Origin of the sequence: Pseudacidovorax sp., assembly GCF_017991995.1 — a bacterium.
Taxonomy (GTDB): domain Bacteria; phylum Pseudomonadota; class Gammaproteobacteria; order Burkholderiales; family Burkholderiaceae_C; genus Xenophilus.
The window spans coordinates 91250-112407 of the sequence record NZ_JAGOPN010000007.1; the positions used below are offsets into that span (position 1 = coordinate 91250).

General features: G+C 63.6%; 20 protein-coding genes and 1 pseudogene. 2 read left to right on the forward strand and 19 right to left on the reverse strand.

Going from position 1 to position 21158, the window contains the following annotated elements:
• Window positions 1-15 precede the first annotated feature (15 nt).
• The 19 genes and pseudogenes from trbL to KBC94_RS11460 form a co-directional block, all read right to left on the reverse strand.
• A pseudogene (trbL, locus tag KBC94_RS11370) lies at window positions 16-1388 on the reverse strand (P-type conjugative transfer protein TrbL).
• On the reverse strand, window positions 1385-1684 hold the full coding sequence (locus tag KBC94_RS11375) for a hypothetical protein (protein ID WP_012202370.1): 300 nt from the start codon (window positions 1682-1684) through the stop codon (window positions 1385-1387). The pseudogene trbL and the gene KBC94_RS11375 overlap by 4 nt, the downstream one beginning before the upstream one ends.
• 12 nt (window positions 1685-1696) lie before the next feature.
• A complete protein-coding gene (gene trbJ / locus KBC94_RS11380) occupies window positions 1697-2422 on the reverse strand; it encodes a P-type conjugative transfer protein TrbJ (protein ID WP_012202371.1) in 726 nt (241 codons plus the stop codon).
• Complete coding sequence (gene trbE / locus KBC94_RS11385; RefSeq protein WP_016451558.1) at window positions 2419-4872, reverse strand: conjugal transfer protein TrbE; 2454 nt, start codon at window positions 4870-4872, stop codon at window positions 2419-2421. The genes trbJ and trbE overlap by 4 nt, the downstream gene beginning before the upstream one ends.
• A gap of 15 nt (window positions 4873-4887) precedes the next feature.
• A complete protein-coding gene (locus KBC94_RS11390) occupies window positions 4888-5160 on the reverse strand; it encodes a VirB3 family type IV secretion system protein (protein ID WP_003103993.1) in 273 nt (90 codons plus the stop codon).
• Window positions 5157-5540 carry a TrbC/VirB2 family protein gene (locus KBC94_RS11395; protein ID WP_012202373.1) on the reverse strand — a complete coding sequence of 128 codons (384 nt, stop codon included), beginning with the start codon at window positions 5538-5540 and terminating at the stop codon, window positions 5157-5159. Before KBC94_RS11395 ends, KBC94_RS11390 begins: the two co-directional genes overlap by 4 nt.
• Entirely contained in the window at window positions 5537-6598 is a 1062-nt protein-coding gene (trbB, locus tag KBC94_RS11400) for a P-type conjugative transfer ATPase TrbB (RefSeq protein ID WP_012202374.1), read from the reverse strand. The genes KBC94_RS11395 and trbB overlap by 4 nt, the downstream gene beginning before the upstream one ends.
• On the reverse strand, window positions 6595-7059 hold the full coding sequence (locus tag KBC94_RS11405; RefSeq protein WP_012202375.1) for a ribbon-helix-helix protein, CopG family: 465 nt from the start codon (window positions 7057-7059) through the stop codon (window positions 6595-6597). Before KBC94_RS11405 ends, trbB begins: the two co-directional genes overlap by 4 nt.
• The gene (locus tag KBC94_RS11410) at window positions 7056-9077 is read right to left on the reverse strand and encodes a conjugal transfer protein TraG (RefSeq protein WP_012202376.1); all 2022 of its coding nucleotides are present in this window, start codon (window positions 9075-9077) and stop codon (window positions 7056-7058) included. The genes KBC94_RS11405 and KBC94_RS11410 overlap by 4 nt, the downstream gene beginning before the upstream one ends.
• A gap of 217 nt (window positions 9078-9294) precedes the next feature.
• Entirely contained in the window at window positions 9295-9522 is a 228-nt protein-coding gene (locus tag KBC94_RS11415; protein WP_016451559.1) for an EexN family lipoprotein, read from the reverse strand.
• 13 nt (window positions 9523-9535) lie between these two features.
• Window positions 9536-10462 (reverse strand): LysR family transcriptional regulator, encoded by a 927-nt coding sequence (locus KBC94_RS11420; RefSeq protein WP_012202378.1) that lies wholly within the window; start codon window positions 10460-10462, stop codon window positions 9536-9538.
• A 147-nt stretch (window positions 10463-10609) separates the two neighbouring features.
• Window positions 10610-10894: a CopK family periplasmic copper-binding protein gene (locus KBC94_RS11425; protein ID WP_016451563.1), complete on the reverse strand. Its 285-nt coding sequence runs from the start codon at window positions 10892-10894 to the stop codon at window positions 10610-10612.
• 128 nt (window positions 10895-11022) lie between these two features.
• The gene (gene copD, locus KBC94_RS11430; protein WP_008063304.1) at window positions 11023-11949 is read right to left on the reverse strand and encodes a copper homeostasis membrane protein CopD; all 927 of its coding nucleotides are present in this window, start codon (window positions 11947-11949) and stop codon (window positions 11023-11025) included.
• A gap of 4 nt (window positions 11950-11953) precedes the next feature.
• On the reverse strand, window positions 11954-12340 hold the full coding sequence (gene copC / locus KBC94_RS11435) for a copper homeostasis periplasmic binding protein CopC (protein ID WP_008063308.1): 387 nt from the start codon (window positions 12338-12340) through the stop codon (window positions 11954-11956).
• Between the two features lie 141 nt (window positions 12341-12481).
• A complete protein-coding gene (locus KBC94_RS11440; RefSeq protein ID WP_294370374.1) occupies window positions 12482-14788 on the reverse strand; it encodes a heavy metal translocating P-type ATPase in 2307 nt (768 codons plus the stop codon).
• Between the two features lie 286 nt (window positions 14789-15074).
• Window positions 15075-15347: a DUF2933 domain-containing protein gene (locus KBC94_RS11445; protein ID WP_008063316.1), complete on the reverse strand. Its 273-nt coding sequence runs from the start codon at window positions 15345-15347 to the stop codon at window positions 15075-15077.
• A gap of 33 nt (window positions 15348-15380) precedes the next feature.
• Window positions 15381-15866 carry a DUF411 domain-containing protein gene (locus tag KBC94_RS11450; protein WP_003090303.1) on the reverse strand — a complete coding sequence of 162 codons (486 nt, stop codon included), beginning with the start codon at window positions 15864-15866 and terminating at the stop codon, window positions 15381-15383.
• A 37-nt stretch (window positions 15867-15903) separates the two neighbouring features.
• Complete coding sequence (locus tag KBC94_RS11455; protein WP_005408883.1) at window positions 15904-16884, reverse strand: copper resistance protein B; 981 nt, start codon at window positions 16882-16884, stop codon at window positions 15904-15906.
• A gap of 25 nt (window positions 16885-16909) precedes the next feature.
• Complete coding sequence (locus tag KBC94_RS11460) at window positions 16910-18778, reverse strand: copper resistance system multicopper oxidase (RefSeq protein ID WP_016451566.1); 1869 nt, start codon at window positions 18776-18778, stop codon at window positions 16910-16912.
• 255 nt (window positions 18779-19033) lie between these two features.
• On the opposite strand from KBC94_RS11460, the gene KBC94_RS11465 reads away from it, so the two are divergent.
• The gene (locus tag KBC94_RS11465) at window positions 19034-19726 is read left to right on the forward strand and encodes a heavy metal response regulator transcription factor (protein WP_012202383.1); all 693 of its coding nucleotides are present in this window, start codon (window positions 19034-19036) and stop codon (window positions 19724-19726) included.
• Window positions 19698-21131, forward strand: a complete 1434-nt coding sequence (locus KBC94_RS11470; protein ID WP_012202384.1) for a heavy metal sensor histidine kinase — start codon at window positions 19698-19700, stop codon at window positions 21129-21131. The genes KBC94_RS11465 and KBC94_RS11470 overlap by 29 nt, the downstream gene beginning before the upstream one ends.
• Window positions 21132-21158: the final 27 nt, after the last annotated feature.

The window sequence follows — 21158 nt, forward strand, 5'->3', positions numbered from 1 at the left end:
TGTTCTCCTTGAAGATCAGGAATCGGAATCGCGCAGACTCGGCCCCTGGCTGGAACTGCCGCCGTCGCCCCCGCGCAGCGTGTGGGCGGCGGTGGTTGCGGCATGGGTGAGTTGCTGGCGGCGATGCAGGCGTTTGGCCCAGGCGGGTTGCTCCTGCGGCGCGGTGGAGGGCGTATCACCACCAGACGCTGGGCCGCCCGATGCGGCGGCTGTACCGCCTCCCGCCGAAGTCGTGCCTTCCTGGCGGAAAGCTGCGGCGGCACGTTCCTTCATCGAACGCGCGCCATCGGCCACCTTCTGCCCGGCTGCCTGAGCGCCTGTCTTGGCGACATTGCCGAAGCCCGCAGCGGCACCCTTGAGGCCGCCGCCGGCCGAAGCGGAACCGGCCTGGAACGCCGACCGTGCACTGCTGGCAGCCCCAGCGGCAGCCCGCGCGCCGCTGCCGGCCAGCTTGGCGGCAGCGGGCGCCATGCGCGCTCCAGCAGCTACCGCGCCGCCGACGCCCGTGGCTGCGGCGCCGACGGCAACGGCAGCGCCCGCAGCGCCCAGCGCAGCACCGGCCATCGCACCCGCGCCAAGCTGCGGCCCGCCAGACACCAGCCCGGTTGCAATGCCTGGCCCGAAGATGCCCAAGGCCAGCAGGGTCAGCGAGGCCAGCATCACGACCACGGAGTGGTCGATGGATGGCTCGGCGGGATGTACCTGAAACTCGGCGAACAGCCCCGAGCCGATGCCCACAATGACGGCGAGCACCAGCACCTTGATGCCGGACGACACCACGTTGCCCAGCACCTTTTCGGCGAGGAACGCGGTCTTGTTCCACAGCGCGAACGGCACCAGCACGAAGCCGGCGAGCGTGGTCAGCTTGAACTCGATCAGCGTGATGAAAAGCTGGATCGCCAGCACGAAGAAGCACAGGATGACGATCAACCACGCGAGGAACATCACGACGATGGGCGTGATGTTCACGAACACCTCGGGGAAGCCCGCCATGTTGCCGATCTGCTCAAGGATCGGCGCACCGGCGTCGATGCCGACCTTGGCCAGCCGCCCAGGGTGTAGGAAGTTCTCCATGCTCAAGGTCGAGCCGCTGGCCGTTAGGCCCAGCCCGGCGAAGGAGCGGAACAGGATGCCGGCCAGCGTGTTGAAGTTGCCGATGATGTAGGCGAAGGCACCGACGTACAGCACCTTGCGGATCAGCTTGGCGATACGTCCTCGCCCTGGCCGACGGCATGGCCCATCGCCCAGAACAGCCCGGCGATCGTCATGTCGATGACGATCAGCGTGGCGGTCAGAAACGCCACCTCGCCATGCAGCAGTCCAAAGCCCGAGTCGATGTAGCGCGAGAAGGTATCGAGGAAGCGGTCGATGATCGTTACGTCGTTCATGGTGAGTCCTCCTGCCCAGGCGCATCGGCATCGGCGGGTTCATCGAAGCTGGGCGGAATCGGCGGCAGGTCGGCTAGCGTCTGATACTCGCTCGGCCCGGTCTGGCCGGAGAGAAAGCGCCGCAGGTCGGCCTGGGCCACCTGCGCGCAAAACGCGCCGTCGTGCGCGCCCGTGCGGCACTGCGCGCGCAGCGTGTGCAACCGGGATGGATCGGCGGCCAGTGAAGCCACCGACAGCGGCTGATCGCAGCCGGACAGCAGGAACGCGAGAGCGAACACGACAGGCGCGTACTTCATGGCCGCACCTCGTCAGTGGTTGTAGAAATCGACGGCTTGCGGCGTGTACGGCGTGCCACTGCCCAGGAAGCGGCGCGTCATCTCACGTCCGCGCTCCGTGGCCGCCGCCTGCCGCGCCAGTTCCAGCGCGGCAGCGCGATCCTGCGTGATCTGGAGCCGCTGCGACTGGATCGACTGCTTGGCCTGCAAGGCCAGCAACTGGTTCATGGCCTGCATCGCCTGCAACGCACCTTCGGCTGACTGGCTCTTGCCCACGAGGTCGGCGAGCACGCTTTCGTCTTCGCCCAGGTTCTGCGAAACCTGGGCCTGCATCCGCATCGTGGTCTGCAAGCCGTTGAGCGTGTTCTTCCATCGCTCCTGCGTGTCGCGGTACATCTGGTCGCCGCTCACCGTGGCGGCGTACTGCTCGGGATACAGGCGCTGAAACTCCCGATCCAGATTCGTCACGTCGTAGGCCAGGCCGCGCGCCTGGTCGATCAGCCGCTGCGTGGTCGCCAGATTGGCGCGCAACTGGCCGACCACGCTGGATGGCAGGCTGGCGAGATTGCGCGCCTGGTTCATCAGCATCTGCGCTTCGTTCTGAAGCTGCTGGATCTGGTTGTTGATCTGCTCCAGCGTGCGGATCGCGGTCAGCGTGTTCTGCACGAGGTTGGTGGGATCGACCACGACCCATTGCGCATGGGCGGTGGCGGTGCAAAGCATGGCCGCGATTGCGGCGGCGACAAGACGCTTTTTCATGACAGGTTCTCCAGGGGTTGATCAGCGAGGGAACCCGGCGCAAGGCCGGGGAACGAGGGCAGCAGGTCGGCCGCCCAATCGAGGCCGCGATGGCGCAGCCAGGCGCCCGCGAAGCCGGGTACGCCGGCGTCCAGCAGCACGCGGTCTATGTCGCGCTGGTCTTGCGGCGTGGAAGCGCCCGCAAACGCCAGCGCGGCCGGCCCCAGGTCGAGGTCGAACAGGCGGTTGCCGAGGCGGGATTGGTAGTAGTAGTCGCGCTTGGGCTGCGCGGTGGCGACGATCTCGATCTGCCGGCTGTTGAGGCCGAAGCCTTCGTAGATCGTGCGAATCTGCGGCTCAGTCGCCTGCGGGTTCGGCAGGAAGATGCGGCTGGCGCAGCTTTCGATAATCGCGGGGGCGATGCTCGAATCCTTGATGTCCGCGAGCGACTGCGTGGCGAAGATCACCGACACGTTTTTCTTGCGTAGCGTCTTGAGCCACTGGCGGATACGCGCGGCAAACACCGGGTCATCGAGGAACAACCACGCTTCATCGAGGATCAGCAGCGTGGGCGATCCGTCGAAGCGTTCATCGAAGCGCGCAAAGAGGTAATGCAGCACGGCCATGACGGCGGCCTTGCTGTGCATCAGCTCCTCCATCTCGAAGCACTGCACGTCGGCCATGCCGAGCCGGTCGTGGTCAGCGTCCAGCAGCTTGCCGTGCGCACCACCGAGCACGTAGGGCGCGAGCGCCTGGCGCAGCGCGTTCGATTGCAGCAGCACCGACAGGCCGGTCATCGTGCGCTGCTCCACCGGCGCACCGGCGAGGCTTCCAAGCGCCGACCAGATAGCCGCCTTCTCGTCGGGGCCGACCGCCACGCCTTCGTGCAGCAAGCGGCCTTCGACCCATTCTGCGGCCCAGGTGCGGTAGCCCTCGCGGTCGATGCGTGCCAAGGGCTGGAAGGCGATTTCGCCATCCGTGCCCAGGTCGTAGTGTTCGCCGCCCAAGCCCAGGATCGTGGCCCGCATCGAGCGGCCCATGTCGAAGGCGAAGATGCGCGAACCGCGATAGCGACGGAACTGCATCGCCAGCGTGGCGAGCAAGACCGACTTGCCCATGCCGGTCGGGCCTGCGACCAGCGTGTGGCCCACGTCGCCGATGTGCGTCACCAGCCGGAACGGCGTCGCGCCATCGGTGCGCGTGACGATCAGCGGCGGGCCGTCGAGGTGGTCGTTCTTTTCCGGCCCCGCCCATACTGCGGACACCGGCATCATGTGTGCTAGGTTCAGCGTCGAGACGATGGGCTGGCGCACGTTGGCGTAAGCATTGCCCGGAATGGATGACAGCCACGCATCCACGGCGTTGAGCGTTTCCGGGATGGTGACGAAGCCGCGCCCCTGGATGACCCGCTCCACCATGCGCAGCTTCTCGTCGGCTACGGCCGGGTCGGCATCGAGCACCGTCACCGTGGCGGTGAGATAGCCGAAGGCGACCTGATCGCTGCCCAGCTCCTGTAAGGCGGCATCGGCGTCGGTCGCCTTGTTGCTGGCGTCAGTATCGACCAACGGGCTTTCCTGCTGGAAGATCGTTTCGCGCAGCAGCGCGATGACGTTCTTCCTTTTTGCAAACCACTGGCGGCGCAGGCGGGTGAGTTCCTTTTCCGCCTCGGATTTGTCGAGACAGAGAAAGCGCGTACTCCAACGATATGCAAAGCCCAAGCGGTTGAGGTCGTCCAGAATCCCCGGCCAGGTCGAGGTCGGAAAACCGCGCACCGACACCACGCGCAGGTGCTGGTCGCCCAGCATGGGCGCCAGGCCACCGACCAGCGGCGAGTCGGTCAGCAGGGCGTCGATGTGGAACGGCACTTCGGGCACACCGACGCGGTAGCGCCGCGTCGAGATGGTCGTGTGCAGGTAGGTCAGCGTCTGGCTGTCATCCAGCCAGACGATTTCCGGCATCACGCCGTCGAGCAGGTCAAAGACGCGATCCGTTTCCGCGACGAAGGCTTGCAGCCGCTCGCGCCAGTCCACGCCATTCGTCGGTGTGTTCTCGTAGAGCATCTTGGCTGCACGGGCGCGGGATTCTTCCGGCGGCAGGTAAAGCAACGTCAGGTGATAGCCGCTCTCGAAGTGATGGCCCGATTCCTCGAAGGCGGCCCGGCGTTCTTCCTCCACCACCCACGAAAGCGGCTCGGGAAACTCCGAGTGCGGATAGTCGGCCGCAGGCCGGCGCTCGGCTTCCATGAACAGCGCCCAGCCCGATCCCATGCGGCGCAGCGCGTTGTTCAACCGCGCCGACGTGGCGATCAGCTCGCCTTGCGTCGCGCTGTCGAGGTCAGGCCCGCGAAACCGGGCCGTGCGCTGGAAACTGCCGTCCTTGTTCAAGACGACGCCCGGTGCGACCAGCCCGGCCCAGGGCAGCCAGTCGGCAAGCAAGGCCGGGCGCTGGCGGTATTCGGCGAGGTTCAGCATCGCGGCGTCCTCCCCTCACACGTCCAGCAGCGGGCGGTGCTTGATGTGCCGGGCGAAGACCTGCATGAACTGCGGATCGACGCGCGCACCCCACACCGCCAGCGAATGGCCGACGATCCAGAGCACGACGCCCGGAATCCACAGTTGCAGGCCCAGGCCGACAGCGGCGGCCAGCGTGCCGTTAGCGATCGCTACGGTGCGCGGCGCACCGCCCAGCAGAATCGGCTCGGTCAGCGAGCGATGCAGCGGCACCTCGAAGCCGTCCGCGAAGGTGTCAGGGGCACTCATACGACCGCCCCGCCGGAGAAGCTGAAGAACGACAGGAAGAAGCTCGAAGCGGCGAACGCGATGGACAGACCGAATACGATCTGGATCAGCTTGCGGAACCCGCCGGACGTGTCGCCGAACGCGAGCGCGAGGCCCGTGGCGATGATGATGATGACCGCGACGATGCGCGCCACCGGCCCCTGGATGGATTCGAGGATGGATTGCAGCGGGCCTTCCCACGGCATCGAGGAACCGGCGGCCTGCGCGGCTCCGGCCAGGAACAACAGCAACGCGGCCAGCAGCAGCCCTTGCCCCGCAGGACGGGCCAGGCAGCGCAGCCGCGCAAGACGCAAAGCCGGATTTGCAGAAAAACGGAAAGCAGGAATGGTCATCTGCGTCATGGCAGTTCTCCAAGTGAGTCAAGGGATGAGGAAGTCGCCGCAGCGGGTACGGCATCGGGGTTTGGCGACAACTCGGGAAACGGCGTGTCCAGCGCGTCCGCCTCCCAATCCGCCAATCGGTAGCCCACGCCGTCAAAGCCGACGACGCGGGCGATGCTCTCGATGCGGCGCTTGCGCCCGCGCCCGGCGATATGGATCACCACGTTGACCGCCTCGGCGATCAGCGCACGCGGCGGGTTCACCGCCACTTCGAGAATCAGTTGCTCCAGGCGCAGCAGCGCGCCGAGCGCGGAGCCGGCGTGGATCGTGGCGATACCGCCCGGATGGCCGGTGCCCCACACCTTGATGAGATCCAGCGCCTCGGCGCCGCGCACCTCGCCGACGACGACGCGATCAGGCCGCAGGCGCATGGACGACCGCACCAGTTCGGTCATGGACACGACGCCGGCGCGCGTGCGCAGCGGCACATGGTCGCGGGCCGCGCATTGCAACTCGATGGTGTCTTCGAGCACCAGTACGCGGTCGCCCGTGGCGGCGATCTCGGCCAGCAGCGCATTGGCGAGCGTGGTCTTGCCGCTGCTCGTGGCTCCTGCGATCAGGACGTTCTGGCGCTCGCGCACGGCGCGAACGAGAAAGCCCGCCTGCTCGGCGGTCATCATTCCGTCCTCGATGTAGCGCGACAGAGGGATGACGCCGATGGCGCGCTTGCGCAGCGCGAAGGCCGGCCCCGGCGCAGCGGGCGGCAAGATGCCCTCGAAGCGTTCGCCGGTTTCGGGCAACTCGGCGGACAGCAGCGGTTGCCCGCGATGGACTTCTGCGCCAACGTGGGCCGCGACCAAGCGGATGATTCGCTCGCCGTCCGTCTCCGGCAACTCCGCGCCCATCGGCGCGCGCCCACTGGAAAGCCGATCCACCCAAAGGGTGCGATCGGGGTTCAGCATCACCTCCACCACGTCCGGGTCTTCGAGCGCGGCGGCGATCAGCGGCCCCATCGCCGTGCGCAGCATCTGGATGCGGCGGTCGAGCGAGGTGGTGAGGGATGAAGGCGCGGCGCTCATGAGGCACGCTCCTGCGCTTGCGCGGCTGCCGCCGCGTCTTCCATCCGCATTGGGTCGGGATGCAGTTCCTCCACCACGTCGCGCACCAGGCTGCGGCCCCGCAGCAGGTGGCGGCCAAGCTGCTCGGTGAACTGCTCGAAGCGCGCCTTGCCTTGCGCGCGTGCCGCGTCTTGGTGCGCCTCGGGAACCGGAGTGCTCACGGTCAGGTAGTAGCGGATGAACAGCGCCAGCGTTTCGATGGCGATGTTCTGGTCGCGCTCCATGCGATCGGCCTGGCGCGAGAGGCGATCCAGCCGCTTGGCAATGGCCGCCTCGCGCTGGTCGGCGGCATCGGGCGACAGCCATGATGCGAGCGCCGCCGCGACGATGGACGACTTGGACACGCCTTTCTTGGCGGCCAGCTCATCGAGCCGCTTGGCGTGCTCCGGCTGGATGAACAGGTTGAGGCGATAGTGGCTCATAGCTCGATTCCGTCGTTGGGGTCGAGGGAAGCCAGCCGGGCGCTGCGCTGCATGGCCGGATCAAGCTGGCGAGGAAGGGGAAGCGGCAGGTCGTCGTCGTCATCGAGCAGCGCGAGGTCGGCCGTGGGAGCGGCCAGCTCGGAGTCGTAGGCGACGGTTTCGGAGAGTTCGGGCTGACGGCGCGGGCCGCCGTCGTCGGCCGAACCCAAGTTCTCCAGGCCATCAGCGGACGCGGCGGCCAGTGCAGCGGGCACGGACGGAATCGCCAACCCGCTCCAGTCGTCGGGCCGCAATGGCGGCGCGTCGGCGTACTGCCCATCCGCCAGCGCGGGCGGTGGCAGCACGCGACGCTTGAAATTGGCGTCCGCGTAGTAGCGCAGCTTCTTCGCCTTGATCGGCGCCACGCTGGACACCATCACCACGGCCTCGTCAGGCGGAAGCTGCATGACTTCGCCCGGCGTCAGCAGCGGGCGCGCGGTTTCCTGGCGCGACACCATCAGGTGGCCCAGCCACGGCGCGAGCCGATGGCCCGCGTAGTTGCGCTGCGCGCGCAGCTCGGTAGCGGTGCCGAGCGTTTCGGAAATGCGCTTGGCCGTGCGCTCGTCGTTCGTGGCGAACGTCACGCGCACATGGCAGTTGTCCAGAATCGAATGGTTCTGGCCATAGGCTTTGTCGATCTGGTTGAGCGACTGCGCGATGAGGAAGCTGCGGATGCCGTAGCCCGCCATGAAGGCCAGGGCCGTCTCGAAGAAGTCGAGCCGCCCCAGCGCCGGGAACTCATCGAGCATCAGCAGCAGCTTGTGGCGGCGCTGAATGCCGTCGGAGCCGTCGAGCGATTCGGTGAGGCGCCGGCCGATCTGGTTGAGGATCAGGCGAATGAGCGGCTTCGTCCGCGAAATGTCCGAAGGCGGCACCACGAGGTACAGCGATACCGGATGCTCGGCAGCGATCAGGTCAGCGATGCGCCAATCGCAACGCGAGGTGACTTCGGCCACCGTGGGATCGCGGTACAGGCCGAGGAACGACATGGCCGTGGACAGCACGCCCGAGCGTTCGTTATCGCTCTTGTTGAGGACTTCGCGCGCAGCGGATGCCACCACGGGATGTGGGCCACCACCTTCCTCGTTCACGAGGTGCGGCGTAGTCATCATCCGATGCAAGGTCAGCTCGAACGGACTGGCCGGGTCGGAGAGGAAGTTGGCGACGCCGCGCAGAGTCTTGTCTTCGCCTGCGTAGAGCACATGCAGGATGGCCCCAACCAGTAGCGCGTGCGAGGTCTTTTCCCAATGGTTGCGCTTCTCCAGCGCACCTTCGGGATCAACCAGAATGTCCGCGATGTTCTGCACGTCGCGCACCTCATGCGCGCCGCGCCGTACCTCCAGCAGCGGGTTGTAGGCCGCTGACTTCGCATCGGTCGGGTTGAACAGCAGGCAATGCGAGAAGCGCGAGCGCCAACCGGCGGTGATCTGCCAGTTCTCGCCCTTGATGTCGTGGATGACGGCCGAGGCTGGCCAGGAAAGCAGCGTCGGCACCACCAGGCCCACACCTTTGCCCGAGCGCGTGGGCGCGAAGGTCAGGACGTGTTCCGGGCCTTCATGCCGCAGGTACTGGCGGTCGTGCTGGCCGAGGAACACGCCGGCCGGCTGCGTGAGGCCAGCCTTGCGAATGTCATCCGCGTTCGCCCAGCGTGCCGAGCCGTAGGTCGTAACCAGCCGCGATTGGCGCGAGCGCCAGATCGACATACCGATGGCGACCACCACCGCCAGCAGGCCACTGCCGCCCGCGATGGCGCCGCCGGTATCGAACACGCGCGGCGCGTAGGCATCGAAGAAGAACCACCACTCGAACAGTTTCCACGGGTGGTAGATCGGTGTGCCGAGAAGATCGAACCAGGGCGAGCCAAGGCGTAGCTGGTAGCCAAGGGCTGCTGCTGTCCATTGCGTGGCGCTCCATACGCCAGCGATCACGATGCCGAATACCACGGCGATCTGACCGAACAGCACGTTCGTCCCTTGCATAACCTCGCCTCCGATCACCGCACACAGAGGTGCCGCAGCACTGAGGATCAAGGCGTTCGCGCAGGTCGGTCAAAGGCCGATGTGGCGGCAATTTAGGCCCAAAAAGTCAGATTTCCTTTAGTGGCGAAAGCAATAAAAACGCCGCAAGCGCGAGCGCATTGCGGCGTAGTGAGGTAACAGCGAGAACTTCGTCGCAGCGAAGCGACCGAGAGATAACCTACTTGGATTTTTGCTCGGGCCGATCACCGAAAAATCGCCGTTTGGCGGCTTCGGCAGCACGCAGACATAGTTCGTCGCCAACCTTCGCGCGGTCTTCCTTGCATTGACGTTGAATCTCTTTGATGCGTTCGGGATTGGCTACGAGCGCATCCACGGTTTCCGAAGGTTGAGAAGGACCGCATGCAGGCAGTGCAGTGACCAATATCAGCAATATCACTTTGTTCATAGCCTTATTCCTACTATCGGTCGCGTGGAAGGTCTTCGGGGATGCCGAGTTCATCAGCCGAATCAATAAAATCTACTCGTTCGATAAATCGAGCCAGCATTTCGGACGGCTCCGTATCGCGGCGCAGCAGATAGGTCATGAGCATAGTCGGCTTGCCCGCCAAGCGCCGGGCCACGACTCCCGGCTCGCGGCTGGAAGCAATGTGCGCCTCGCCCGCCAAGCCCAATGCTAAGCCGGCGGAGACTAAAGTCATCATCACGTCGAAGGTCGCCACGCGCTGCGCGATCAGCGGCTCTTGTCCGCATGTGCGTAGGAACCGATCGACCTGGCGCGCGTGGCCTTCGCACACTGCTGGGTCGCCCAGCGCCAGCGGATGGCGCAACACCTCCTTCAGCGGGATCTGTTTGAAGGCAAGCACCGGATGGCGGGCTGGTACCGCCACCATCAATTCGTCTTCCCATGCAGGAGTGACGATGATGCCATCACCTGCATCCTCTGCCATCGAGAAGCCCGCGTCATACAGGTCGCTATGAAGCCCCTTGATCTGCTGATCCAAAGGCACCTCGAACAATCGGATTTCCACCTCGGGGTCCTCTTCGCGGCTGCGCGCCAGCAATGCCGGCAGGCGCGAAGGCGTGACGCCATCGGACAAGGCAATACGCAACTGGCCGCAAAAGCCGTTGGCGGCGGACTTGACACTATCGCGGGCCTGCTCCAGCACTGTAAAGACTCGCTGAACGTGCTCCAGAAACAGCCGTCCAGCGCGGGTCAGTTGTGTGCTGCGAGTGGTGCGGACAAACAGGCGTGCGCCGAGTTCTTCCTCCAACTCCTTGATGGTGCGAGATAACGGAGATTGGTCGATGTGCAACCGCTCGGCAGCGCGGGCAAAGTGAAGCTCCTCTGCTACAGCGAGGAAACACCGTAGATGACGAAGCTCCACAAATCAATCTCCTATTAAGTGTTATTTGAACCTACACATTGAATCTTCTGTCCGGGGTAGTCACCGAAGGCCATGCGCCTATCCGAATCGGACAGGCGCTGGGACTTCTTTCTGACGCCATTGGGAGGCATCAGCAGATCGCGCGAATTACCCGCCGTGCTCCTGTTCAAGCAGCGAGCTGAGGCGAGCAACTTCATTGCTGGTAATGGCAATGTTCCGCCCGTCCTTCGTCGCCACTGAGGCGCCGATGGATTGATACACGGCGCGTCCGAAGCGACTTTCCTGTGCCATCTTTCCATCCTTGAAGACGTACAGCGTTCCCCCGTCAGCCAGCGGAACCATCTCCTTGGCTGCCTGGGCTGCTGCATGACCGGCGAAGGCAGGCACGGAGAGGGCGCTCAACAGGGCGGCAATGACAATTTGCGATTTCATGATCGACTCCTTTGTGAAAACGACGACAACTTGCGCCGCGCCGTTAAATGTAGAAGCGCGCGATCTACAGATCGCTTACCCGTGCATTACATTCAATTCATGTGCTGTCATTTGGTGCCAGTCAAGGATTAGGTGCCGTTGGGAGAAAGGATGCCAAGCCACGCAACGCTCGCCAAAACCAGAACGGCTAATGTCGCCTCCGTGAACAGACTCTGCCGTAGCTTGACGACCGCGTGTGCGTGGTTGCCTGTTCTCAATGCCGCCTCCAGACTTGGGCTCAGTCGAAACCGATTGGCTGCCGCCAGCGCGAGCATTCCTCCGAACAACAGGAGTTTTCCTACGAGCAGGCGGCCATAGAGCGTTGAGAAGAGCGGATCAAGCGATGGCCCAGCGATCAACAGGTAATTCAGGGCTCCGGTCACGACGAGTGCCGCCACGATCACAGTACCTATCCGAGCGAAACCATTGGATGTTCGGCTCAGGATCTCTACTGAGCCTTGCCCGGTATTTGGTTTGTTCGCCGCAAGCACCAAGAACGCGATCAATGCGCCTACCCAGGCACCGGCCGCCCAGAGGTGCGTGATGTCCGAAGCGAGATGAATGTATCCGCGCACGCCGTCATCCATGGCGCCATGTCCCGCCCATGCAAGGGTCGCCAACGCCACACCACTGGAAGCGGCCATCGCTGCAAAACGCAGTGTTGAATTCATGCGCAACACTGCGATGAGCACACACGTCACTAACGCCAGGATGCGAATGCACCAGGCGATGCCCATGTGCGTGCCCGTAATGAGCATGTCGAAAACGTGCGTTGACAGCTCCGCGTAGCTTTGGGCGCCGGACATGGCCTTGGCCATGACCGTCATGCCCCACATCGACAGGACAATGCCGATGGCGGCGGATGCGCCAATGAGTACGCGATAGCGGCGCGAGATCGTCGAGGATCGCTCGTCGTTGCCCAAAGCATAGAGTCCGAACATGGCGACGCCAAACGCCGCCGCCAGGTCCAGATAAAGCGCCAGGCGCAGGACGATGGTCAACCAATCCCCGGCCATGGGCTTACTTCACCTTGAAGGTGACGTTACCCGTGATCGGATGCGTGTCCGAGGAGACGGCACGCCATTCGACGCGATAGTCGCCCGGCTGGAGCGCCTGTGCCGGCGTGATGACCATGGTCTTGCCGTCGCCGGCACCCGCGACGCTGGCGTTGATCTTCATCGGGCCATGGCTCGCCATTCCCGGCATGCCCGTCATGACAAGGCTTGCGGCGGAGAACTGCGGCACCAGCGTTTCGGAGAACTTCAGCTCGATGGTGGCTGGCGCGGAAACCTGCGACTTGTCGGCCGGCGTTGAAGACACCAGCGAAGGATGCGCGAATGCGGCGGTGGCGAACAGGCCAGCAGCGATCGGCGCGACGAGCTTGGCGATGAAATGTGAACGGGTCATAGAAGTTTCTACCTGGATGTGTGAGGTGTGGTTTAAGAACGAAATGCCGAGATAAGGCTTGCACCTTCGCAACGGCGTGGAACGAAAGAAACGGTTCGCTGGGCGATAGCAGACTCCTGTTGGTTCTGAAAGATGTTTCGGTCACAGTCGGCTCGCTCTCAGCCGCAAGGCGTTGCCCACGACCGATGCCGAACTCAGGCTCATCGCCAATGCTGCGATCAGGGGCGACAGCAACCAGCCCGTGAGGGGATAGAGAACCCCGGCGGCGATGGGGATGCCCAGCGCGTTGTAGAGGAAGGCGAACATGAGGTTCTGCTTCATGTTGCCCACGGTACTCACCGAGAGCGTGCGAGCGACAGCAATGCCACGCAGGTCGCCCTTGACCAGCGTGACCTGAGCGCTGTTCATCGCCACGTCGGTTCCCGTTCCCATGGCGATGCCCACGTCTGCCTTCGCCAAGGCCGGCGCGTCGTTGATGCCGTCTCCGGCCATGGCGACGATGCGGCCTTCTTTCTGCAGCCGCTCGATCAACATGAGCTTGTCCGCCGGCTTGACCTCACCATGCACCTCGTCGATGCCTAGGCGTGCACCGACGGCTTTGGCGGTGGTCTGCCCGTCCCCGGTGGCCATGATGACCCGCAGGCCCGCAGCCTTCAACGCGGCCAGGGCCTCGGGGGTGCTGCCCTTGACCGGGTCGGATACGGCGAGCAAACCCGCGAGTTGCCCGTCCACAGCCAAGTACATGACGCTGGCCCCTTCGCCGCGCAGAGTTTCGGCCTGGGGTACGAGCGGTTCCACCGATACGCCAGACTGTTCCATCAGCACTGTGTTGCCCAACGCCAGTTGCCGGTGCTCAACCTTTCCGCGCACGCCGATGCCGGTTCCCGATTCAAAGCTCTGAGGCTTCACGAGTTGGAGGCCCTGGGCACGCGCGGCCTGCACGATGGCGTCGGCCAGGGGGTGTTCACTGCCCTGGTCCAGGCTGGCCGCAAGACGCAGCACCTCATCGTTCGTAAAGCCGGGTGCTGCGACGACCTGATCGAAAGCAGGTCGGCCTTCGGTCAGGGTTCCTGTCTTGTCGATGACGAGGGTATCGACCTTGCGAAGATTCTCGATCGCCGCGGCATCGCGGAACAACACGCCCTGCGTGGCGCCACGGCCCGTTGCGACCATGATCGACATCGGCGTGGCCAGACCCAGCGCGCACGGGCAGGCGATGATCAGGACGGCCACCGCATTGATCAGTCCATAGACCCAGGTGGGCTGTGGCCCGAAGAATCCCCATACAAAGAGCGTCGTGACCGCAATGGCGACGACGGCCATCACGAAGTAGCCGGCAACGACATCGGCCATGCGTTGCATCGGTGCCTTGGAACGCTGCGCCTGGGCGACCATCTGGACGATCTGCGATAGAACGGTGTCCGAGCCGATCCGCTCCGAACGCATGACCAGCGCGCCGTTGGTGTTGAGTGTGGCCCCGATGACCTTGTCGCCCGCGCGCTTGCTGACGGGCAGCGGTTCGCCGGTCAGCATGGATTCGTCAATCGAGCTGCTGCCCTCGTGCACGATGCCATCCACCGGCACCTTCTCGCCGGGTCGGATGCGCAGCAGGTCGCCGACGTGCACATGGCTGAGCGGCACGTCTTCCTCGCTGCCGTCCGCATTGATGCGCCGCGCGGTCTTGGGCGCCAGCCCCAGCAGCGACTTGACGGCCGCCGAAGTCTGGGAGCGGGCCTTGAGTTCCAGCACCTGGCCGAGCAGTGTCAGCGAGATGATGACGGCGGCGGCCTCGAAATACACGCCGACCCGTCCCATGGACATGAAGGAGGCTGGAAACACTTCCGGCGCAACGGTTGCCACGACGCTGTAGATGAATGCCGCACCCGTTCCCAGGCCGATCAGTGTCCACATGTTCGGGCTGCGGTTGACCACGGACAGCCAGCCGCGGGAGAAGAAGGGCCAGCCGGCCCACAGCACGATCGGCAACGACAGCACCAACTCGACCCAGCTCTGCGTAGCCATGTCCATCAGGTGCAGCCGCTCGCCCAGCATCGCCAGCGCCAGGACCACGAGCGTCAACGGCAAGGTCCACCAGAAGCGACGCGAGAAGTCACGCAACTCCGGGTTGTCGTCGTCGAGGTCGGGCAGCAGGGGCTCCAGCGTCATCCCGCACTTGGGGCAGGTTCCCGGATGATCCTGGCGGATCTCCGGGTGCATCGGGCAGGTGTAGATCGTTCCGGGTGCGGTTGGCGATGCCGCCGGGGCCGGTGAAACTGCGGTGCTGGCATGGTGATGCGGCGCATGGCCGCTGCCTGTGCCTATGCCCGCGCCACCGCTGGCATATCGCGCCGGATCGGTGTCGAATTTGGCCTTGCATCCGGTGCTGCAAAACAAGTACGTGTTCCCCAAGTGCGTGGAGCGGTGCTCCGACGCCGCCGTGACCGCCATGCCACACACCGGATCGCGCGTCGCGGCATCGGGCTGCGAGTGGCTTGAGGACCCGCCCGCGTCGTCACTGCCGGCATGGCTGGCGTGATGGTGGTGCGTATGCGGGCCGGACGTTGTGGCACCCGCCGCCATGCCTGCGTGCTCATGTCCTGAAGACTTGCTGGGTGAATTCATAGTGACAAGTGCCCTCCGCCGTTAACCGTTGGTGTCTGGTGATCGCAGCAGGCCGCAGGCGCGCAAGGAGACAAGCGCGGCGTCGCGTGCTCGCACGGTGCGAGCACGCGACTCATTGCTTCTGCTCCTTGGCGGGTGCGGCACCTTCCTCACCCTGACGCGCGGCATGATCGTGTCCGCCGTGGCCGTGACCACGGTGCATGAACAGGTGCATCAGCGGACAAGCCGCCAGCAGCAGGAAGGGGAGATAGCCGGCAACATGTGCCGTGTGCTCCTTGAGCAGGAAATACGCGGCGACAGCGGCGATGATGAGGAACGCCACGCCGTAGCGCGATCGCCAGAACCGGGGACGATCGCTGGGGGTCTGTGTGTGCTGATGCTGCATGGCATATCTCCACGGAAAAGGGTTGATGGATGGTCAGCGATGCGACTGATAGACCGTGCTACTACCGTTTTTCCCGATCAGCAGCACGTCGTAGGCGTCCTTGCGTCCACCATAGGCCGGACCATCCATGCCGGGCGAACCGACCGGCATGCCCGGCGCCGCGAGGCCGATGGCCTGCGGGGCTTCGCGCAGCAAGCGTTGAATGTCCGAGGCAGGCACATGACCCTCGATGGCATAGCCGCCGATCTGCGCCGTGTGGCACGAACCGTACTTCTGCGGGATGCCCAGCCGCGTGCGCGCTGCCGTGTTCCCGGTGTCAAGAACCTGCACATCGAAGCCTGCGCCTTGCAGGTGTGAGACCCAGTCCTTGCAGCAACCGCAGCTCGGGTCCTTCCACACCTTGGCGATCGGTCGGCTCTGCGCCAGGCTCGGTCCTGCGAGTGCCATCACCAACAAGCCAGCGATCAATGCTTGGCGTCTCGGCACTTTGCCCTGGCTTCTGTCGTAGTGCATGTTCATAGATTGCCTCTCATCAGATGATCAAACCCACAAGGTTCTAGAACCAGAATCGCACGCCAGCCACCCAGCGCGTCTGCTGCGCGCGGCCACCTTCGGCGCGCACATAGTCCGCGGTGCGTCCGAAGCTGCCCGCCCGTTCCACGCCGATGTAGGGGGCGAACTGGCGACTGAATTCATAGCGCAGGCGCAAGCCAGCAGACGCTTCGGCCAAGCCCTTGCCGATACCGCGTTCCGGGTCGTCCTTGCCATAGAACTGCAATTCGGCACGAGGCTCCAGAATCAGTCGCTGGGTCAGCAGCAGCTCGTAGCTTCCTTCGACACGCAGCGCCGTACGTCCGCCACTTCCCACGTAGCCCGTCGCCTCCAGCTCGAACCAGTAGGGGGCGAGGCCCTGGATGCCGAAAGCCAACCATTGACGGCTCGGGCCTTCTCCGTTATCCACCCGAACGCCGAGCTGGGTGTCCCAGTACGGTGCGACGGCGTGCCCCCAGAGAAGCTCGGTACGCGATTCTTCGAGCTTTCCTTTGGCGATATCGCCTTCGGCCTTCACGACGGCCTTGTTGTAGGTCGTCCCATACCAAGCCTGGAGGTCGTAGGCCGTGGAATCGTCCCCTTTGCGCGTGAAGCGGCGTTCCAGGGTTTCGCCGCGCAACGAGAAGAACCTGTGTTCGTCGGCCAGCATCAGCCGCGGCACACCGGGTACGGCGTAGTCGCCCGATCCCAATGTCAGGCCATTGGAGTAGCCATGCGGATCGCGGGCGTCAGGAGGCGCCGACCCGCCCTGCATCTGCATGTTGCCGTGATCCATGGCCGGGGCCGCGGTCGAGCCGCTCGCCGACGTCGCGTGACCCGCGTGCGGGTCGGCGGCAGGAGCCACGGTCTGAGTGGATGGCGCGGCCGTTTGAGCGTCGGCCTGGCCGTGCGCTGCATGGTCGTTCTGTGCTTGTGCCTGGGCGGCGACGCTTACCAGGGCCAGAAGCGTCGTGGCCAGTGCGCGAGTGGGGAGTGCTTTGGACATTCTTGGTCTTCCTTGTGCGCTGGGTTCAAGACACCACGACTTCGCGGAACATGCCGGCATCCATGTGGAACATCAGGTGGCAGTGCCACGCCCAGCGGCCGAGCGCGTCGGCTGTCACCAGGAAGCTGATGCGTTGTGCCGGCTGCACCGGCAGGGTGTGGCGGCGCGCAAGGAAGCGACCGTCGGGGCTTTCCAGCTCGCTCCACATGCCGTGCAGGTGCATGGGATGGGTCATCATGGTGTCGTTGTGCAGAATGACCCGCAGCCGCTCGCCGTGTTTGAAGTGCACCGGCGTGGACTTTCCGAACTCCAGCCCGTCCAGGGACCATGCGTAGCGTTCCATGTTGCCCGTGAGGTGCAGTTCGACCTCCCGGCCAGGGCCTCTCTTGTCCAGCGGCCCCGACGGGGTATGCAGATCCGCGAGGGTCAACACGCGCCGACCGTTGTTGCGCAGTCCGATGCCGGGGTCATCGAGGTTGGTGCGCGCCATGTCAACGCGCATGTCCGTGCTGGCACCATACTCGGTGCGAGCGTGGCGAGCAGTAGTGCTGGGCACGGCCAGTCCCCCCGCAGCCGCGGCGTGTTGGCTGTGATCCATCGCCATGCCACCGTGGTTCATGGCGCCGTGATTCATGCCAGCCATCGCCCCATGATCCATCCCGGTCATCCCGGTCATCCCGGTCATGCCCGTCATCTCCATGGCTTGGCCGGACCCGCCGTGGTCCATGCCCCCCATCATGCTGCCCATCATGTCGTTCATGGTCAGCCATTCGACCGGATCGAGGGCAGGCACGGGAGCTTGAAGACCTTCACGCACGGCCAGCGTGGCCCGCGCGTAGCCTGTCCGGTCCATCGCCTGGGCGAAGATCGTGTAAGCGTCATCCCGTGGCTGGACGATCACATCGACGGTTTCGCCCGGACCGAATCGGAACTCATCGACCGTCACCGGCTCCACGTCAACACCATCGACGTGCACCACCGTGAGTTTCAGTCCGGGAATGCGTACGTCGTAGAAGGTGTTGCCCGCACCGTTGACCATGCGCAGCCGCACGCGCTCACCCGGTCGGAACAGCGCCGTCCAATTGCCGGCGGGGGTGACGCCGTTGGCCAGATAGGTCAGCGTGGCGGCGGACAGATCGGCGAGATCCGTCGGATTCATCCGCATCTCGTTCCACATCTTGCGCTTGTCGATCGCAGCGGCCATGCCGTCGCGCGAGGCGTCCCGGAAGAAGTCGAAGACGGTAGGTTGGTTGTAGTTGTAGTAGTCGCTTTGGGACTTGAGCTTGGTGAACACCCGCATCGGGTCTTCGTCGGTCCAATCCGAGAACAGCAGCACGTGGTCACGGTCGGCGCGGATGGTCTCGGCACCAGCGGGGTCGATGATGATCGCCCCGTACATGCCCGTGAGTTCCTGGAAGCCGGAGTGCGAGTGGTACCAGTAGGAGCCGCTTTGCTGAACCTTGAAGCGGTACGTGAAGGTCTCGCCGGGAGCGATGCCATTGAAGCTGATGCCCGGCACGCCATCCATCTGATACGGCAGGATGATCCCGTGCCAGTGGATGGATGTGGCTTCACGCAGCTTGTTGGTCACACGGATTGTGACGGTGTCACCCTCGCGCCAACGCAATGTCGGTGCCGGCAGCGAGCCGTTGATGGTCGTAGCCACGCCTGGCTTGCCCGTGAAGTTCACGGGCGATTCGGCGATCACCAAGTCGAACTCGGTGCCCTTCAGCACAGGGGCGGCACCGCGCGTCGCGGAGCCTTGTTGGGCAAATGCCCTGAGCGCCGGGGTGGACAGCCCGGCCAGGACGCCGCCAGCGGCCAGCCCCTGAACAAAACGCCGACGAGACAGGCCCAGTGGGGGCGCGATTACAAAGGGCGAACGAGGCGGCATGGCCTGAAATCCTCCATAGATAACTTGAAAGTCGTCTTTAGAGCCGCCTTTGGTCTTGGGCGGCACGGTTCGACGCATGGAGGTCATGCTATGGAGTGACCACTTTCGGATGAATGACCCTTGGATTACATTCATGTAATGGTCGCGTCATCTTCGTGGCAGGAAGCGACTATTACATTGCCCCTAAGAAGCAGATGAATGGGGCATCGTGGGCGGCAAAATTCCTTACGCCGCAGCGATTTCATGGGGCATGCGATGAAGCTGTTGGTCGTTGAAGACGAGAACAAGACGGCGGATTACGTCCGCCAAGGTCTCATGGAGGCAGGGTTCGTCGTGGATCTGGCGCGTAACGGATTGGACGGACACCACTTGGCCATGAGCGAGACCTACGATTTGGTGGTCTTGGATGTCATGCTGCCGGATGTCGATGGCTGGCGCATCGTGCGTTCGCTGCGAGATGCTGGCAAACAAGTCCCTGTGCTATTTCTAACCGCACGTGGCAGCGTAGATGACCGCGTCAAGGGGTTGGAACTGGGGGCAGACGACTATCTCGTCAAGCCGTTCGCGTTCTCGGAATTGCTGGCGCGGGTGCGGACGCTGCTGCGACGCGGAAGCGCTCCGAGCCAGCCTGATCGCATCCAAGTTGCCGATTTGGTGCTGGACTTGCCGCGCCGACGTGCAACGCGCGCTGGTCAGCGCATCAATCTCACCAGCAAGGAGTTCGCGTTGCTCGAACTGCTGGCACGCCGACAGGGTGAAGTTCTGCCGCGTTCGTTGATTGCGTCTCAGGTATGGGACATGAATTTCGACAGCGACAGCAACGTCATTGATGTGGCCATCCGTCGTCTGCGCGCAAAGATCGACGATGCGTTCAATCCAAAGCTCATCCACACTGTACGTGGCATGGGATACACGCTCGATGCGCCTGATGATGACCTCGCGCCATAAGCCACGGCGAAGCCGTCCCGCGTCGCTTGCATTGAGGGTCACGGCCCTGGTTGGCATTGCCACTACCTTGGTATTTCTAGCGTTCAACTGGGTTGTCGTTAGATCCCTGGAGCACCACTTTGCCCAACAGGACGCCCATGAACTGGACGCAGTGGTCACGGCCTTGGCAGAGCCGTTGCGACAGATCGCTAATGACATGGACAAAGATGAGTTGCGGCAGCATTTAGCCAATGCAGTGGCAGGACATCATGGGATGACCTATGGTGTCTATGATCGGCCGGGCAATACCATCTATGCCACGCCGGGTCCTGACCTGTCGAAACTTGCCAGCAGCAAAAAGTTGGTCAACCGCATCACCGCCGACGATTTGACGGTGTGGCAAGAGAATCAGAGGTCTTATCGAGGTGTGGCGCTACAACTGCCTGCCGACGATTCGGCGGCACCTGGCTACCGCATCGTCGCTGCCATGGACATCGGCTTTCATCTCGATTTCTTGGCAGAGTTCAAGCGCATGCTCTGGTGGGCGACCTGCCTTGTTCTCTGCATTGCGCTCGGGGTGGCTTGGCTGGCCGTGCAATGGGGCCACCTTCCAATCCGCAAGGTCAACGAGGAGATTCGCACGATCCGCTCTTCAAAGCTAGATGTGAGACTTGATCCTCTGGACGTACCTATAGAACTGGCTGAACTTGTGGTCGCCTTCAACGACATGCTGGCCAGAATCGAGGAAGGGTTTGTCCGCCTGTCGCACTTTTCCGCCGACATTGCGCACGAGTTGCGTACACCCGTTACCAACCTGATTACGCAGTCCCATGTGGCGCTCGGGCAACCCCGCAGTGCAGAGGAATATCGGGAGATCCTCTACTCCAACTTGGAGGAGTTTGATCGCATGAGTCGCATGATCGGCGACATGTTGTTTCTAGCTCAAACGGAAAATGACCCTCGAAATCTCCGCCTCGGCGAAATCGACTTGGCTGAGTTGATCCGAGGTTTGTTTGACTACTTCGAGGCATTAGCTGAAGACCGCAACATCACACTTTACGCAAAGGGTGCTGCCGAACCAATACGAGCGGATCGTGAGATGTTGCTGCGGGCGCTCAACAATCTTCTTTCCAACGCAATCCGTCATACTCCCTATGGGTCGCGTATTACAGTCGCTTTGGCGCAAGATGAACGATGGACAACGATAAGTGTCGAAAATCCGGGCGAGCGAATTTCGGAGGCTGATCTGCCGAAGTTATTCGATCGCTTTTTCCGAGTAGATCCTGCCCGCCAACGAAAGAACGCAGGTGCAGGGCTAGGGCTGGCCATCGTCAAATCAATTGCCGAAGCTCATGGTGGACATGTGCAGGCAACGTCCAGCGATACAGCGACTAAATTTGATCTAACGCTGCCTCGCATCGCTTAAGTTGGCCTCTCGCCATTGCGGGAGAAT